Raw genomic sequence first — 16,824 nt, forward strand, 5'->3', positions numbered from 1 at the left:
GCAAAGGGAGGAACACCAAAATCAGCTTAACAGCATCTGAAGGCCCAGTGCCTCAGTGGCAAAACAAATAATATGAACAAAGTTGTAAAAAATGCGCAGGAGGCGATCGCTGGTATCAAAAGCGGTATGACGCTGATGGTGGGAGGCTTCGGGCTTTGCGGCATCCCTGAAAACTGCATTAAGGCAATCACGGAAACGGATCTCAGCGCACTCACCTGCATTTCCAACAATGCAGGTGTAGATAACTTCGGACTTGGCCTCCTGCTTCAGAAAAAACAGATCCGGAAAATGATCTCCTCTTATGTTGGTGAGAACGCCGAATTTGAGCGGCAGCTCCTACAGGGAGAACTGGAAGTGGAACTGATTCCCCAGGGTACCCTTGCCGAACGTTGCCGGGCAGGCGGAGCAGGTATCCCTGCCTTTTATGTTCCCGCGGGATATGGTACCGAAGTTGCGGCCGGCAAGGAGGTGCGGGATTTTAATGGCAAGCCTCATTTACTGGAATACGCCTTAACGGCCGATTTTGCCATTGTAAAAGCCTGGAAGGGCGATACCCATGGCAACCTTATTTACAAAGAAACAGCAGGCAATTTCAACCATCCGATGGCCACCGCGGGAAGGATCACCATTGCGGAAGTGGAAGAACTGGTACCGGCAGGGCAGCTGAACCCGATGCAGATCCACACGCCGGGTGTATATATAAAACGCATCTTCCAGGGCACGCATTATGAAAAAAGGATTGAGCAATTAACGGAAAGCTAGTAGAGAATAGCAAGTAGCCAGTAGGAATTATTCTAAACTTAAATATAAATAGCATGTTAGAACTGTCGCACAAAAAACTACAGGTATATCAATTTGCTTTACAATTAGTAAAAGAAATCGATCTACACACCCAGGCTTATCCTAAAGAAGAACAATTTGTTTTAGTTAGTCAGCTTCGCAGAGCTGCTATTTCTGTTTGTAGTAATCTCGCTGAAGGAGCTGCAAGAAACTCAAAAGTTGAAAAGAAAAGATTTTATGAAATCTCCCGAAGTTCATTAGTAGAAGTTGATACACAAATAGAAACATCACTAATTCTTGAATACTTAAAAAAAGATAAAATTTTAAAACTTGAAGAATATCTTGAATCGATATTCAGAATGTTAAGTAACATAATTGCAAATTTAGAATCGGGAAGCAAGAAATAGAGAAGGAAAATAGCAAGCCGTATAATCCCATTCGTTACTTGCTGTTCTCCTGCCAACCACTCCCCACTAGCTACTAATCACTGGCCACGCTCTATTTCCTACTCGTTAAAAAAACAAAAAAAATGAGCCTTACAAAACAACAAATAGCACAACGCATTGCGCAGGAGTTAAAAGACGGGTACTATGTAAACCTGGGTATCGGTATTCCCACCCTGGTAGCCAATTATATTCCCGAAGGCATAGAAGTGGTACTGCAATCGGAGAATGGTATGTTGGGTATGGGGCCCTTCCCTAAAAAAGGCATGGCTGATCCGGACCTGATCAATGCCGGCAAGCAAACAGTCACCCTGCTGCCCGGCGGCGTGTATTTTGATTCCGCCACGAGCTTTGCCATGATCCGCGGGGGCCATATCGATCTTACGGTGCTGGGGGCTTTTGAAGTAAGCGATACCGGCGATATCGCCAGCTGGAAGATCCCGGGCAAAATGGTAAAAGGCATGGGCGGGGCGATGGACCTGGTAGCTGCGGCCAAAAATATCATTGTGGCGATGCAACACACGAGTAAGGATGGGCAATCCAAGCTATTAAAACAATGTACCCTGCCCCTTACAGGCGTAAAATGCATTAAAAAAATTGTAAGCGATCTGGCCGTACTCGAAATTACTGATGAAGGCTTTGTGCTGCTTGAACGCGCTCCCGGCGTATCTGTGGAGGATATAAAAAAAGCGACCGAAGGGCGGCTGGTCGTAAAAGGAGATGTCCCCGAAATAAAACTGGGGTAACCCGGCACAGCATCTCATTATTCGCAGCAATCCTTCGCGGAAGCTGCAGCAAATAGCATCAGCCTTCAACAGATCCTGATCGCTGTTTACCGCATCTAGGCCTCCTGCCAGCCTCCCTTTCTTTTGGCAATCTCAATAAGCCGCAGGCCTTCTTCCGTCATTTTTCCTTCGGATATCAGACGCTTTGCCCGCTCTATATTGGGCTGGCTCCAGCTGCTTTTACGGGAATTACGCGGTGAAAATGTGAGGTAGTAACTGCCGGCATCCCGTTTTTTGCACAAACTGTCGATCCACCCAAAACAAAGCGCCTCTTCCGTTGCCGCAATACGGTCTACTGATTGCATGCTACTCCCTTTATGAAAAAGGATCAGCCACACTGGTTCCTGTTTACCCGCATTTTTTTGCAGCCAGCTTCGCCATTGGCGGCGGTTTTTGGCATATACCGCTACTTTACCATCTTTTGTTTCCATCGTTAAAGGGTTTTATTATCTTTCATTATAGCTTTTGTGTCTTCTTTACTGCTTATCATTTTAAAAACCGAACCAAAGGGATCTACAACCAATGCCGTTTCAAAATATCCTCTGCCCTCGCTGTGGTCCGCAGGAGATTGCAGTGCCTTGCGATCCTGTATCAGCAACCGGTACAGGGCTTGCTGCAGATCATCTACCTGCCATCGGGTTATTGTTGTCATATCATCAGGATTTAGAGCCTGTTTAAAATTCATTCAATGGCTTTATTATGGCTGTTTTGGGCTGCAACTGCGTTAAACTTTTCGCCATAGTGGCCTACTATGCCTGCAAAATTTTCCTTGTTTCGCTCCAAAATAGCTTCATAATAAATTCCATCAATAAAATTTAAACAGGCTCTTAATTGCTTTAACGATACAAAGCTACTTTGATGTAGTGACAGCTTTATGTCAGCAGGAAAAAAGGGATTCGGATTTTATTTTTAGCAGATGAACGCCGCCCGTAGCGCCGCATCAGTTACCAGAAAGAACCGGCCCGAAAAATCTCCGGTTTTCCCCGAAACCGGCAACGGCCCATTCCGGTATTACCGGCCTGTGCTTTTCGCCCGGCAGCCCTGCATTCCGGGAAAACGGATCCAATACCGGTTTTATTGCAACACGGGCACTATCCGGGCTTTTTGCTGCAGCATGTGGATTATGTTTTAAGAACCGCAACAACCGTGTGCTATCCTTCGTCAGTTTGGTCCATTGCTCCGCTCTTACAGAATCCGTTTTATATTGCAGCCTGTCAAAATACCAGGGCACCAGGTTGGCATGGGAAATCCGCTCCAGGTCGGCCCTGCTTTTACTGGTCAAACTGTCCAGCAGGTATTGCTCCATCAAAATACGCGCAATGGGTCCGGCCCAGGTACTCCCATAGCCGGCATTTTCCACAACTACTGCAATAGCGATCCTGGGATGGTCCTTGGGTGCAAAGCAGATAAACATCGAATTATCTTCCAGTTCTATACGTTTTCCATCCAGCACGGTTGCATTTTCTGCGGTACCTGTTTTGGCACATACATCAATACCCGGAATAGCGGCCACCTTGGCAGTGCCCTGCGTTACCACATCGTTCATCCCATTGATAATGGCATCGTAGGCGGCTGCAGAAATATGCGTTAACGTTTCCTGCCGTTGCCGGTATTTATGCAGAGCCTGTGCATCGGCAGGCGTTTCGCCTTCAATACTGTCTACAAAATGAGGAATGTAATAATACCCCCTGTTTGCAATAATGCATGCTGCATTAGCCAGCTGCAGGGGTGTTGCCAGCATCTTATCCTGCCCCATTCCAAGGGCAAGATTGGTACAGGAGGTCCAGTGTTCATTATATGCTTCATCGTAAACCGCCACCGTGGGTATTTTGCCTTTATCTTCGGCCGGCAGGTCAACGCCCAAACGCACACCCAGGCCCAGCCGGTGCATATACTCTTCCCATTTTTCATAGCCCCGTTTTACATCACCATACTTTGGATTATCAACGGTAAGGCGGTAGGCATTCATGAAAAAAGCGTTGCAGGAATGGGCAATGGCCAGGCGCAGGTTATCTGCATGTCCGGCCCAGGACTCCAGGCAGCCCACCCTTCTGCCGCAGGCATAATAACCACCCCGGCATGGATAAGCTGAGGCCGGCGTGATCACTCCTTCACTTAGTGCCACCAGCCCTCCCAGCGGTTTAAAGGTAGAACCCGGCGGATACCGTCCCTTGATGCCCCTGTTCAATAAAGGTCCTCTCACGTTCAACGCCATTTTTGCATAGTTGGCATTTTTTTGAGCCCCCGTAAGATCGTTGGGATTGAAGACAGGGCCTGATGTCATTGCAAGGATGCCCCCGTTTTGGGGGTCCAGGGCAACCACGGCCCCTACTTTGTTGGTCATTAATTTTTCAGCCAGCACCTGCAGGTCTACATCCAGGCTGGTTTTTAGTCCCCTTCCCGCTATGGCGGTGGTATCAAAGCTCCCGTTCTCATAATGCCCTACCAGGCGGTTCTTATTGTCTTTGATCATATACTGTACGCCGCGCCGTCCCATCAGTACTCCTTCGTAGTGATACTCCAATCCATTCTTTCCCATATAATCGCCCGGCCGGTAAAAATCTCCGGAACGTTCCATATCGTTTGCATCCACCTCCCCGATATAACCGAGGAAATGTGCTCCCACATTGTACGGATAAGTGCGCACCGGCCGCTGCTGCAAGGCAAAACCGGGAAAGCGCCAGCTGTTCTCTTCAAAACGTGCCTGCACCTCCGGTTTCAGCAATGATTGAAATACGGAAGGCCGCATACGGGAGTTTTTTATAATAGCGTTTACAATGCGGGTCCTGAACACCGCACTATCGATCCCCATAAGACTACAGAAGGCTGCCGTATCCAGGTGCTTCACTTCGGCAGGGGTCACCACCAGGTCAAACATGATGGTGTTATTCAAAACAGCCCTCCCCTTCCGGTCATAAATGATACCCCGCTCCGGGTAAATGACCTTTTGAAAAACGGCATTATCCTTTGCCAGCGCCAGGTATTTCCGGTTCACTAACTGCAGGTTGGCCAGCTGGGCAACAATAAGGGCAAATACACATAAAATGACCAGCTTCACCACATAGCCTCTCGACTTATTAAATACGGGCATACAACTGTTTTAGCGCTTTTGTTTTTTTTTAAGGCTCCGGTACGGGTTTCATTGTTCCTGTTTCTGCAAAGCGGGTATGCCAGCCCAGGGCTTCTTCCAGTAAATGCGGTGTATGGCCACCCCGTTTGCAGGCCCGGTCAAAATAGGACTGCAGCAGTTCCCTATAATCCGGATGTACACAATGATCGATGATGGTCTGTGCCCGCTCCCTGGGCGCCAGCCCCCGCAGATCGGCAATACCGATCTCTGTAACCAGGATATCCACATCATGTTCTGTATGATCTACATGCGATACCATGGGAACAATATGGGAAATGGTATCGGATTTTGATGCGGCCTGTGTTACAAAGATGCTGAGATAGGCATTGCGTGCAAAATCGCCGGAACCGCCAATACCATTCATGATCTGTGTGCCGCCGATATGGGTAGAGTTTACATTGCCATAAAGGTCAAATTCGATAGCGGTGTTAATGGCAATAACACCCAGCCGGCGGATAAGGCCCGGCGTGTTGGAAATATTCTGTGGTCTTAAAACAAATTTTTCCTTGTACTGCTGCAGGTTTTCAAATAACCGCTTGTGCCATACTTCCGATACAGCCAGGGAGGAGGCGGAGGCAAAGGAAAGAATGCCGGCGTCAATCAGCTCAAAAGTACTGTCCTGTAATACCTCGGAGAACATCGTCAGGTCATAAAAATTGCTCTGCCGGAATTCCGCCAATACCGCATTGGCCACCCTGCCGATACCGGCCTGCAAGGGCAATAGGCGATCGGTAAGGTGCCCAAGGCGCACTTCGGCCTCAAAGAACCGGAGAATATGTGCGGCCATGGCGGCCGTTTTTTCATCCGGCGGGGCGATGTCTGCCGGGCTGTCCGGTATATCGGTAAATACGATTGCTGCTATTTTATCCGGATCTACCGGGATGGATTTACGCCCGATCTTATTCCAGGGCGCTACAATGGGGATCACATTGCGGTGCGGGTAATCTTCTGCCTGGTATATATCATGGATCCCGTATACGTCCATGGGTATGCTGGTATTGATCTCTATGATCACCTGCCGGGCAAAAGCCGCAAAGGTTACGGAATTGCCTACCGAAGTAGTGGGTACCAGGCTGCCATCCCGCTCAATAAAGGCCACTTCGATCACGGCAATATCCAGCGGACCGATGATCCTGTTATGGATCTGCTCTGCGCTTTCGCTCAGGTGCTGGTCGACGAACAGGACCTCTCCCTGGTTGATCTTATCCCTTAAAATCTTATCCACCTGGAAGGGCATGCGTTTTTTTAACGCATGAGCGGCAGCCAGCTTTCCATCCGTACCATGCCCCAGCGATGCACCCGTGATCAGGCTAATCTTTAAGGGTTCCTTTTGCGCACGTTCGGCCAGGGCCGGTAAAATCACCTTGCTGTCGCCGGCCTTGGTAAAGCCGCTGGCGCCAACGGTCATACCATCTTTAAACAGTTTTACCGCTTCCTCAACGGTGGTTATCTTGTTTTTTAGCCGCTCCAGGCGAACCCGTTCGTTAAACATGCTGCAGGTTTTAAGAATGATTGATTTTTACAAAATGCGAAATTACGAACCGGTTGTTATTGAGCACTGATGAAGATCAGTATGCTGTATAATTTTTTTCAGCACACTATTCATGGCCACTGATACACAGAAACGCTGATTTTTTCATGCTCATTTCCCGGCATCCACTACAATGGGGAATCAGGAACAGGAGCCGAAGTCATCTGTGCTTCAGCGGCAATAAAAAAAAGCCACCCGTAAAACAGGTGGCGGTATTAAATAATAACAACTAAAAACCTAATTCTGCGCAGCCAGGCTCCTGAAATCGACGCTAACCAGTTTGCTTACCCCCGGTTCCTGCATGGTTACCCCGTAGATCACATCCACCGTGCTCATGGTGGTTTTGTTGTGCGTTACAATAATGAACTGCGAGTTCTGGCTGAACTGCCGGATCATATTGGTGAATTTACCCACGTTGGCATCATCCAGGGGCGCATCTACCTCATCCAGGATACAGAATGGTGCCGGCTTGATCAGGTAGATGGCAAATAACAGTGCGGTTGCGGTTAAGGTACGCTCCCCGCCACTTAGCTGCGTTAATGAAGTAGGACGTTTTCCTTTGGGCTTGGCCACTACATCAATCCCTGTATCTGCAAGGTTTTCCGGGTTTTCCAGTACGAGATCACACTGATCATCTTCGGTGAAGAGTGATTTAAATACTTTCTGAAAATTCTCCCGTACCTGGTTAAAAGTGTCCAGGAATTTCTGGTTGGCGGTCGTTTCTACTTCTTCGATGGTCTTCAGGAGACTTTCCTTGGCATTTACCAGGTCGCTCTTCTGCTCTACAATAAATTCATAGCGCTTCTTCATTTCGGTAAATGCCTCTATGGCTGTGGGGTTCACCTCTCCGAGGTTCTCCAGGCGCTTCTTCATCCGGTCTGCCTTTTCCTGCAGTTCTTCCGTGGCAATCTCCGTATTCCGGGGATCGTCCAGGATGTCTTCGATCTGGATCTTAAACTCTACGTTCAGGCGCTCGCGCGTACCGGCCAGCTGCAGTTTCAGCTCGTTCAATTTATCCTTAATGGCTGCCAGCAGGTGCTCTACCTGCTCTTTTTCCCGGATCTTGTGCCGCAGCTCGCTTTCTTTTTCGTTCAGCACATTCCGCATATTGTAATACGACTGGTCCGCTTCATTCAGCATTTGCTGATCCTGCTCACGGCTGCGGACGAGGTTCAGCAGGGTATCCTCAATTTCTCTGAGCGTATTTTCCGAACTAACGATCTCCCCGCCGGTATCGGAAAGCTGCACGGTGCTTTGTTCAATCTGGCGTTTTAATTCGCCCAGCTGATTGGTTTTAAAATTCAGCTCCTGCTTTAGCGCATTCACCTTGCTTTGCTGGCGGGTTACATTCAGGTTAAACTCGTTAAACTGCGCTGTTGCCTCCTGGTAACCGCCTTCGGTCTGCTTAAAGGTATCTTCTGCCTCTGCAAGCTTGTTGGCGTTCTGCTGTAATATTTCTGTAAACTCCGCCAGCGATGCACGAACGCCGGAGATGGAGCTTTGTGTATTTTGCAATTGTTCTGCAAGTTCTTCCAGCCGGTTCTTTGCCGTGCCCTGCTGGCTTTGCAGGTTCTCGGAGCGGTTCTGCAGCGCAAATACGGCATTGGTCAGCTCCTGGATCTCTTTCTGCGTTTCTTTGATAGCGTTTTCCCGCAGGTCTTCATTAAAGGCGATCACTTCGTTGTGCCGCGCCTGTATCTGAGCCCGCAGATCCTGTACAATCGCATCCTGTGCTGCAATATCGTCCTGCAGTTTTTCAAGATTTTTTACCCGGCCGATCTTCTTCCCCTCAATCAGTCCCACACTACCGCCGGTAAGGGTAAACTTTCCTTTTACAAACCTGCCCTGTTTTTCGATCACCACGGAGCCGTTGCTGTTTTCCAGTGCATCTACTCCTTCCGCAATAAATACATTCCCCAGCAGGTGTTCTGCCAGTTTACGGTATTTCGCCTCCACCTCAATCACTTCCAGCGCCGGAATGGCCCCCTGCAAACGATGCCCGCTGCTATTGTCCGCTTCCCCGATCTTATTCAGCAAAAAGAAATTGGCCTTTCCTTTCTTCTGATCACTCAGCAAATGTACGGCCTGCAGCCCCTGCTGCAAATCTTGCACCACGTAATAGTTGAGGTAGGGCTCCAGCACATTTTCCAGCGCCGTGCGGTACTCTTCTTTTACATAAAGGATATCGGAGAGAATGGGTGCATTGGTATTCCAGTCCTTATTATTGTGCAGGAACTTTACGCTTTCCGGGTAACCTTCCATGGAATCGATCATGCTTTTAAGCAGGTCGTGCTCGTTACGTTTGGCGTCCAGCACGCGGTTTTCATCCGCCAGCCGGTTACGCAATTCTTCCACGATACCCTGGGTCTGCAGGATCTGTTCTTTTGTATGATCATGATGCGCCTGCAACTGCTCCAGCGAGGCATTCCGCTCCTCCAGTTCCCGCTCCTTCAGCTGATGATCGGCCTGTACTTTCTGGACAAGTTCCTCCCGCTGTGCTGACTCGTCCTCTATCTGGTGCATGGTCCGTTGCAGGTTCTGCACAGAGGTATCGGCCACCGCTACTTTTTTCTCGGCTTCAAACTGCTCCCGTTGTACCTGCTGGTACTCCATACGCAAACTGTCTACGCCATGGCGCTGCTCATCCAGGATATTACGCCGGCGGGTAACTTCATCCCTGAAGTTTTCCAGTTGTTCGGTAAGCCCTTCATGCGCTTTTTCCTCATCGCTTACCTGTTGCCGGGTAAAACCAATGCTTTCTTCGATCCCTTTCAGCTGGGCATCGGATTTTGAGAGGAATTCCTGCAGCCCGGTTTCCCGCTCTTTCAGGTATTGCAGTCGCTGCACGGCCAGGTTCTTATCACCCTCTGTGGTGCGTACCTGCTGTACCAGCTCATTATACGCCGCCTGCATGCTCTGCAGCGCCCGTTCTTTTTCGATAAACACGAGCTTCTCCTGCTCAATATGCGCTTCTGCAGTGGCAATTTCAGCCTCCAGTTTTACCGATTTATCGGTCTCTGCCTGCTGTTGCTCATTCAGTTCTTTATAGGTAAGGTTAAACCCTTCCAGCGCTGCTTTGGCCAGCTCAATGCTTACTTCGCGGTACTCTTTTTTGATCTCGTGGTATTTCTCTGCCTTTCTGGCCTGGCTTTCGAGGGCCTTCAGCTGGTTGTTGATCTCGAACAAGAGGTCCTCGATCCGGTTCAGGTCCTGCTCCGTAGCATCCAGCTTTTGCCGGGCTTCCTTTTTACGGGTCTTATAAATGGAAATACCGGCGGCCTGTTCCAGCATCCGGCGACGACTGTTGTCTTTATCCTTGATCAGGTCGTCCACCATGTCCAGCGCAATGATGGCATAAGAATCCGTGCTGACACCGGTGTCCATAAACAGGTTCTGGATATCCTTCAGGCGGCACTGCACATCATTCAGTCGGTATTCGCTTTCGCCGCTCTTATAAAATTTACGGGTAATGCGCACGGTGCTGAATTCTGTAGGCAGGAGGTTCTTCGTATTCTCAAAAGTAAGGCTTACTTCTGCCAGTCCACTTGCAGAACGGGTCTTGGAGCCGTTAAACACCAGCGAATCCAGGTTCTCGCTCCTGAGGGCGCTGATCTTCTGCTCCCCGATCACCCAGCGGATGCTGTCCACAATATTGGATTTTCCACAGCCATTCGGTCCCACAATGCCGGTAATATTGTCGTCGAAATTAACGACCGTCTTATCGGCAAAACTTTTAAATCCTTTTATTTCAAGACTTTTTAAACGCACAGTATTTTTCCATTTTAATGTACAGGCGAAAATAACGGTTCCGACCCCAATGCTGAAGCCTGTTTTTGCACACCAATGCGTGGAAAACACCCAAAAAATGTGGAAAAACCGTGGATAACATCAGATTTCCCCGCCAGCCCCCCGCCCCTGCTGCGTGAGCCCGCCGGGAGCCTGAGGGGGATAATTCCTGCGGGTACACCGTGTTGCTGCTCTGATAACACCCGGCGGGGCTTATTGTTTCCGGTTTTGGCTTCCGTTTTTCACCCCCGGTTCCCACCATCGTTCCCAGGGTTTGTCCAGCTGATCCAGGTCTACCTTTTCACCGATCTTCGGGGTAAGCAAAGGGAACTTCCCGGTCTCCGCTAATGCGGTTACCTGCTGCAGCGGTTCATACCAGGGATGCTGTGCCAGTTTGAATTTGGAATGATGCACGGGCAGCACCCGCTGCGCCTTCAGCTCCAGGGCCTCGGGCAAAATTTCCCGCGGCAGCGAATGGATATAGGGCCATTGCTGGTTGTATTGGCCACATTCCAGTATAGCGAGGTCAAAGGGACCCAGCAGCGCCCCTATTTCTTTAAAATGACTACCATAGCCGCTATCGCCTCCCAGGAATATTTTCAGCGCGGGTGTTTGCAACACAAAGGAGGTCCACAATGAAATATTCCTTGAAAACAAACGCCCGGAAAAATGCCGTGCCGGCGTTAAAGTAACGGTGCAGCCTTCTCCAAGATCCACCTGGTCGTACCAGTTCTTTTCAACCAGCTTTTCCCTGCTCCAGCCCCAATACTCAAAATGCCGGGCCACCCCCAGTCCACAGATCACCTTCTTTACCTTCGGCCTTAGCTGCTGCACGGTCCTGTAATCAAGATGATCCCAATGATCATGTGAAATAAACAACACATCGATATCCGGCATGGCTGCCGCCTGGTAATGATTGGTGCCGGGGAATGCCCTTACGGAGTTCCGGAACGGGGAAGCATACCCGCTGAATACGGGATCCACCAGGAACCGCTTACCTTCCAGCTGTAGGAAGTAGGAACTATGGCCAAACCATACCAGCACATTTTCTTCGGGTTTTAACCCCCGGAGGTCTGTATCAACAAAGGGAAGCGCATAAGCGGGAACGGTATCCGGCATTTTCTGAAAAAACTTCCAGAAGATCCGGACCATACTTGCTCCCTCGGCCAGCGCCGGGGTGGGCAGCAGGTTTTGAAACTGCCCGTTCTTATAGTTGGAAAGCTGAAGGAATGCGCTTTTCCGTTTACTGTCGGGGAACCGCCCCAGCTGCCTGATCAGATCCATCGCTTTTTGCAAAGATTGGAATTTCTGCGGTGCAAACCGCAAAGATCCTCCGTACTCCTGACAGCCTTAAAAAAAAAAATTGCATCAATCCGGAGACTGATGCAATTTCTACAATGCCTGATGGAATGCTTTAATCCCTTGTAACGGCAACGATCTTTGAATAGCTGCTATGACCATCCGTATCTACCTGTTCGATGCGGATAAAGCCCTTTTTACCTTTCAGATCTTCCGTATTGATCTCTGTGCTGTTCTTGCTGCAGGAAACCGCAGCGATCCCGATCAGTACATAACTCAATACAGCCGCCATAAACAGTTTACGGTTTCTCCGCGCCCCTGCAAAACCCAGGGCAGCAACCGCCATTACGGAGAGGCTTAATAATACAGCATTGCCGTTCTTATCGATGCTTACGGAATAAGTGGTATTACCGGTGAACACGGTACCTGCATGTTTCGATTTTACGGTAGCAATGGTTTGAAAATCCTTGCCATCTTCTGAAGCCTGGATGTTAAAATGATCGTTATTGCTTTCTTCCAGGGTAGTAAAATTCACCAGCAGCTCACTGGTTGTGGCCGTTGCCGAAATTGCTTCAAACTGTACAGGAAGCACTTGATCTATGGTTACTTCCACCCGGCCGTTACCACCGCTGGCTCCTGCTCGGCTGGTACCATTGTCTGCCCAAAAGCCGCCGCCGCCGCCGCCGCCAGGTGCTACACCAGCAACCGCGTTAATAGTACGACTAGCACCATCTCCGCCATTACCGCCAGCACCTGCATTACTGCCAATTTCCCCATTTCCGCCATTACCATGAGTTCTACCTGATCCATCAGAGCCTACGCTGCGGGTGCCGGCTGCACCGCCGCCACCGCCGCCATATCCGCTGCCGTTGGTGCTGCCATTCGCGCCATCATTTCCACCGTTGTTTACGATATTCGTAGCTCCCCCAATATTAGCCCACCACCATGTAGTTCCATTGCTCTGAGCACTGCCCCCATTTGCTCCGCCGGTACTATTGTCAGCAGAATTTCCACCATTAGCCGTAATTTCAAAAACAGAACTGATCCTGAAATAAGAATCACCGCCGTCTGCCCCGGATGCCGCGCCGCCTTTGCCAACATTGACGGTATAATTACCCGGAGTTAAGGTATAGGTTACCTGGGAATAAGCGCCACCACCGCCGCCGCCAGCGGCCCTATCGTCTTGTGTACGGGTGCCACCGCCGCCACCGCCGCCCCAGACGCGGATAATAACCCGTTGAGACTGGCCCGATGGTACCGTATACCGGTTGGCCGCAGTGCCGTTGTCGGCAGGATTTGAATACGTTGTTGTTTGCGCGGATGCGGCAGAAAATAATAAAGACAGAGAACCACCAAGGATCAACCGGGCGTTAATCCTCCTTAAAAACCATGATTTCATTTTTGTGCAGTTTAAAGTAATAAATAAAAAAGTTGATGGTGATTGCCGGTAAAGCAAAAATGAATTCAAAAAATTCCGGCGCAGGAAAGGGCTGCAGAAATAGTTTTGAGTGGCTGATGATATTGCGGCGGAACCACACCCTCAAAGCATACCATGCGTTTGAAACAGGCTGATGGCCGGACATATCCATATCTTTAGTGGTTTCAGAGGAGCGATGGATCCGCAGTGGATCTTCAACTGTTGGTTTGGAGGGGATAACAGTTGTTGACTGGTTGTAAATCAACGGCGCAAATATACGGCATTAACAGCTGCATGCTCAATACCCCCAATGCGGTATTTTTCTCAACGCCCGGCCGCTTTTCTATTGAACGCTTTTGCAGATGCCCGGTTTCAAAAATGAAAGAACCACCTGCCGGTACTACCATTTCTTTTGATCCGCCGTTTTTTTCATTTCCTTTTCCAGGAAGGGTTGCAACTCCTTCACCGACTGTACCACCTTTAAAATCTTTCCATCGGTTCCAACCAGCAAATGCGTGGGGTACATCGTAATATTTAGTTTATTGCTCATATAGGCATCCATCTCCGGGATCACCGCGTACTCCAGCTCCCGGGTGCTCAAAAACTTTTCAAGGTCATTTTTTTTATCGCTTGCCAGGCTTATAAAAAGCAGGTTGTTCCTGTTCTTATACTCCTCAACAAGCGCATTGCATTCCGGGAATTCCCGCACGCATGCAAGGCAATGGATGAACCAGCATTTTAAGACCAGCAGTTTCCCTTTTGTTGAGCCCGTATTATAGGTTTGCCCCCGCAGATCAGTAAATGCAAACTCCGGAAGCCGCATGCCTTCCATTTTAAAGTTCTTCATCTCAATAGAGGCCAGTTGCCGGCTGGTTGACCTAATCGCCTCATCCCGGCCGGTAAGCGGGTATAGTTTATAAACCGGCATTCCCCTGTAACGCTTGATCTTAAATGCTACAACATCCCCGGTCATTAACCGGCGCAGGAACGCTCCTTTTCCAATGGGCACCGAGTCCGCATCCAGCCCCATAAAGTCTCCGGATAAATGCACATTGTAGTAGGTATAATCATACCAGCTATCATGGTCTTCTAGCAATTTGCCCGGATCAACAAAAAAATCTTCATCCGGCAACACTTCGTTACTTCCTGCCGGAGCCCCGTTGTCCGTATGCACAGGGCCGCCCGCATTATTACAGGCCCATAAAAACAAGGGGATAAGAACAATAAACGATCGTTTCATATTTTAATTTGAAGGGATCACCTGCATTCCTTTATTATAAATGCCTGGCTGCCCCTGATTTTTTTCACCGATCCACAACAACTGCCCATTACATATCGCCTCCTGAAAGAGCCCTACCACTGTCCTGCCAATAAAGTTACTAAGTTTTGAAGCATTCTTCACCGTACTGCATGTCACCGGGTGCATGACCTTTTTTAACGGCTGCTTCTAATGAAGCGTTTGCGAAGATTGCCTGTCACCGGTTGGTACTGCGGGAGCTATTGGTTTTTGAAAAATGTTTTGCCACCCTGTCATCAGCAGGGCAAACAGGTCTGATATAAAATCGTATTTGCAGGCGGATATAAGATGCCTCTCTGTGTTCCGTCCGAAAGGTCCGGACCTATACCTCCTATGTTTGCCACAGAAGCGCTGAAGCACAGATAACTCAGCGTTGCTGCGGCTCAGCGGCTGAGTTTTTGTAACAGCATCGTTCAGTTGCCGGAGCCCTGATATTGCCGGCGCTTCATGAAGTTCCGGAACATCATAAAAAAACCGGTATACAAAATACCATTGCCTGATCATTAGGCCCTACTTTTGCACCGCAAATACACACAACACACGTACACTGGCTTTACACATAAGATGAAACAAAAAAAATATTACATCATAGATTTTGACAGCACTTTTACACAGGTGGAGGCACTGGATGAACTGGTCCGGATCTCCCTGAAAGACAATCCTAAAAAAGAGGCTGTTTATAAGAAGATTGAAGACCTCACCAATAAGGCCATGAGTGGCACCATGTCGTTCTCCGAAAGCCTGGCGGCGCGTGTAAAGTTATTAGAAGCAGACCGGACACACCTGAAGAAGCTGGTTACACACCTGAAAAAGAAAGTGTCCAGATCCTTTTCACGAAATGCATCCTTTTTTAAGAAACATGCCGATGATGTACTGATCGTTTCCGGTGGCTTTAAAGAATTTATCACCCCGGTGGTGAAGAAGTTCCATATAAAAAAAGAAAACATCTATGCCAATACTTTTGTATTTGATGCTGCAGGAAAGATCATCGGCTACGACGACCAGAACCCGTTGAGCAAGGAAGGTGGCAAGGTGATCCTGATCCGCGACCTTAACTTACAGGGCGACCTTTATGGTATTGGTGATGGTTACTCCGATTTTCAGCTGCGGGAGAGCGGACTGATCAAGAAATTCTTTGCCTATACCGAGAACATTTCGCGGAAAAGCGTTACTGCAAAGGCCGATCATGTAACACCCAGCTTTGACGAATTCCTGTACATCAACAAACTTCCGGGTGCCATTTCCTATCCCAAAAACCGCATCCTGTGCCTGGTAATGGGCACCCTGCCGGAAAAAGAATTGCAGCCCTTTATACAGGAAGGATTTACGCTGGTACATGAAAAAGACGCCGATGAAAAAGCATTTCACCAGGCGGGTATGCTGATCCTGGCTGCCGGCGCGGTTATTGATCCCAAAAAAATAAAAAAGGCCAGCCGCTTAAAAGCGATCGGCATTTTTGGAAAAGAAAAACCGGTAGTTCCGTTACCACTCTGCACCGAAATGGGGATCGTGGTCTTTGGCCATGCACGGTCGAACCTACAGGTGGCACAACATATGATCGGCTTTATCAATAAGGGGGCTATCGGCAACAGCTATAATTTTCCAAAACTCCGGCTGCCCGCGGTAAAGAATACGCACCGGATCATTCATATACACCGGAACCTGCCGGGGGCTATTGCCGAAATAAACCTGCTGCTTGCAAAACACGGTATCAACATCAGCGCCCAGTTCCTGATGACCAACGCCATTATCGGGTATGCGATCATCGATATTGACAAGAATTACGACCGGCAATTATTAAAAGAATTAAAGAAAACGGGGCATACCATTAAGACCCGGGTACTCTATTAAAACCCGGTCAACAAGCCGCTTAGGGGATATTGGTTGCACTTCGGGAAGACATTACCGGTTGAAGTCGGGATAAGGAAACCCTTTACCGGTTTCACAAAGAAAGCGGAGACTCCTGAAAAACAGCGCCCAATCGTAACTACAGGAGGCAAATTCGGGAGTATACTCCTTCCATCCGTCATGATGAAAAAGCAACACGGTGCCTTTTTTATGTGGCTGCAGCTCAAAGGTAAGCGTGGTGCCGATCCAGTCTTCAAAAGCGCGGATACAGCGCCATTGAACACTGCTGAACGGCTTCAGCTCCCTGATCTCCATCTCTTTAAAATAATCCGGCCCAAAGGCAAACCGGGCAATGCTGCCCACTTCCGGTATCGCGGTCGTTTCCGGCGTCCACCAACCGGACAGGCCTTCCCGGGTGGTCAGTGCACTGTAAACTTTTTCGGCGGATGCCTCTATCAGCAACCTGTGATAAATACTTTTCATAATAACCTGCTTTGTTGATACTACA

Annotated in this window: 13 protein-coding genes; 4 read left to right on the forward strand and 9 right to left on the reverse strand. The window is 49.0% G+C overall.

Annotated features, from left to right (window positions below; translation table 11 throughout):
• The first annotated feature begins 72 nt into the window (after window positions 1–72).
• From BLS44_RS22675 to BLS44_RS22685, 3 genes are all read left to right on the forward strand, one after another.
• Window positions 73–762, forward strand: a complete 690-nt coding sequence (locus BLS44_RS22675) for a CoA transferase subunit A (protein WP_090392738.1) — start codon at window positions 73–75, stop codon at window positions 760–762.
• Between the two features lie 53 nt (window positions 763–815).
• Complete coding sequence (locus BLS44_RS22680) at window positions 816–1,187, forward strand: four helix bundle protein (RefSeq protein ID WP_090392740.1); 372 nt, start codon at window positions 816–818, stop codon at window positions 1,185–1,187.
• Between the two features lie 122 nt (window positions 1,188–1,309).
• The gene (locus BLS44_RS22685) at window positions 1,310–1,969 is read left to right on the forward strand and encodes a CoA transferase subunit B (RefSeq protein WP_090392742.1); all 660 of its coding nucleotides are present in this window, start codon (window positions 1,310–1,312) and stop codon (window positions 1,967–1,969) included.
• Between the two features lie 95 nt (window positions 1,970–2,064).
• Here BLS44_RS22685 and BLS44_RS22690 read toward each other — a convergent pair whose 3' ends face one another.
• The 8 genes from BLS44_RS22690 to BLS44_RS22730 form a co-directional block, all read right to left on the reverse strand.
• Window positions 2,065–2,439 carry a YdeI/OmpD-associated family protein gene (locus BLS44_RS22690; protein WP_090392744.1) on the reverse strand — a complete coding sequence of 125 codons (375 nt, stop codon included), beginning with the start codon at window positions 2,437–2,439 and terminating at the stop codon, window positions 2,065–2,067.
• Between the two features lie 2 nt (window positions 2,440–2,441).
• The gene (locus BLS44_RS22695; protein WP_143019894.1) at window positions 2,442–2,660 is read right to left on the reverse strand and encodes a hypothetical protein; all 219 of its coding nucleotides are present in this window, start codon (window positions 2,658–2,660) and stop codon (window positions 2,442–2,444) included.
• A gap of 288 nt (window positions 2,661–2,948) precedes the next feature.
• Entirely contained in the window at window positions 2,949–5,099 is a 2,151-nt protein-coding gene (gene mrdA, locus BLS44_RS22700) for a penicillin-binding protein 2 (RefSeq protein ID WP_090392748.1), read from the reverse strand.
• 28 nt (window positions 5,100–5,127) lie between these two features.
• On the reverse strand, window positions 5,128–6,630 hold the full coding sequence (locus BLS44_RS22705) for a succinate CoA transferase (RefSeq protein ID WP_090392750.1): 1,503 nt from the start codon (window positions 6,628–6,630) through the stop codon (window positions 5,128–5,130).
• A 276-nt stretch (window positions 6,631–6,906) separates the two neighbouring features.
• Window positions 6,907–10,437 carry a chromosome segregation protein SMC gene (smc, locus tag BLS44_RS22710; protein WP_090392803.1) on the reverse strand — a complete coding sequence of 1,177 codons (3,531 nt, stop codon included), beginning with the start codon at window positions 10,435–10,437 and terminating at the stop codon, window positions 6,907–6,909.
• A gap of 231 nt (window positions 10,438–10,668) precedes the next feature.
• A complete protein-coding gene (locus BLS44_RS22715) occupies window positions 10,669–11,751 on the reverse strand; it encodes an MBL fold metallo-hydrolase (protein WP_245729366.1) in 1,083 nt (360 codons plus the stop codon).
• A 118-nt stretch (window positions 11,752–11,869) separates the two neighbouring features.
• Entirely contained in the window at window positions 11,870–13,153 is a 1,284-nt protein-coding gene (locus BLS44_RS22720; protein WP_090392752.1) for a glycine-rich domain-containing protein, read from the reverse strand.
• A 418-nt stretch (window positions 13,154–13,571) separates the two neighbouring features.
• Entirely contained in the window at window positions 13,572–14,411 is an 840-nt protein-coding gene (locus BLS44_RS22730) for a TlpA family protein disulfide reductase (protein ID WP_090392756.1), read from the reverse strand.
• Window positions 14,412–15,032: 621 nt separating this feature from the next.
• Between BLS44_RS22730 and BLS44_RS22745 the strand changes: the two genes are divergently transcribed.
• Window positions 15,033–16,319, forward strand: coding sequence for an HAD-IB family phosphatase (locus BLS44_RS22745; protein ID WP_090392761.1), 1,287 nt, complete (start codon window positions 15,033–15,035; stop codon window positions 16,317–16,319).
• Between the two features lie 51 nt (window positions 16,320–16,370).
• Here BLS44_RS22745 and BLS44_RS22750 read toward each other — a convergent pair whose 3' ends face one another.
• The gene (locus BLS44_RS22750; RefSeq protein ID WP_090392807.1) at window positions 16,371–16,799 is read right to left on the reverse strand and encodes an SRPBCC family protein; all 429 of its coding nucleotides are present in this window, start codon (window positions 16,797–16,799) and stop codon (window positions 16,371–16,373) included.
• Window positions 16,800–16,824 lie beyond the last annotated feature (25 nt).

Origin of the sequence: Niabella drilacis, from assembly GCF_900101395.1 — a bacterium.
GTDB classification, from domain to species: domain Bacteria; phylum Bacteroidota; class Bacteroidia; order Chitinophagales; family Chitinophagaceae; genus Niabella; species Niabella drilacis.

Coding starts and splice junctions, on each gene's coding strand:
- BLS44_RS22675 (WP_090392738.1), top strand. CDS start 73: ATGAACAAAGTTGTAAAAAATGCGCAGGAGGCGATCGCTGGTATCAAA.
- BLS44_RS22680 (WP_090392740.1), top strand. CDS start 816: ATGTTAGAACTGTCGCACAAAAAACTACAGGTATATCAATTTGCTTTA.
- BLS44_RS22685 (WP_090392742.1), top strand. CDS start 1,310: ATGAGCCTTACAAAACAACAAATAGCACAACGCATTGCGCAGGAGTTA.
- BLS44_RS22690 (WP_090392744.1), bottom strand. CDS start 2,439: ATGGAAACAAAAGATGGTAAAGTAGCGGTATATGCCAAAAACCGCCGC.
- BLS44_RS22695 (WP_143019894.1), bottom strand. CDS start 2,660: ATGACAACAATAACCCGATGGCAGGTAGATGATCTGCAGCAAGCCCTG.
- mrdA (WP_090392748.1), bottom strand. CDS start 5,099: ATGCCCGTATTTAATAAGTCGAGAGGCTATGTGGTGAAGCTGGTCATT.
- BLS44_RS22705 (WP_090392750.1), bottom strand. CDS start 6,630: ATGTTTAACGAACGGGTTCGCCTGGAGCGGCTAAAAAACAAGATAACC.
- BLS44_RS22720 (WP_090392752.1), bottom strand. CDS start 13,153: ATGAAATCATGGTTTTTAAGGAGGATTAACGCCCGGTTGATCCTTGGT.
- BLS44_RS22730 (WP_090392756.1), bottom strand. CDS start 14,411: ATGAAACGATCGTTTATTGTTCTTATCCCCTTGTTTTTATGGGCCTGT.
- BLS44_RS22745 (WP_090392761.1), top strand. CDS start 15,033: ATGAAACAAAAAAAATATTACATCATAGATTTTGACAGCACTTTTACA.
- BLS44_RS22750 (WP_090392807.1), bottom strand. CDS start 16,799: ATGAAAAGTATTTATCACAGGTTGCTGATAGAGGCATCCGCCGAAAAA.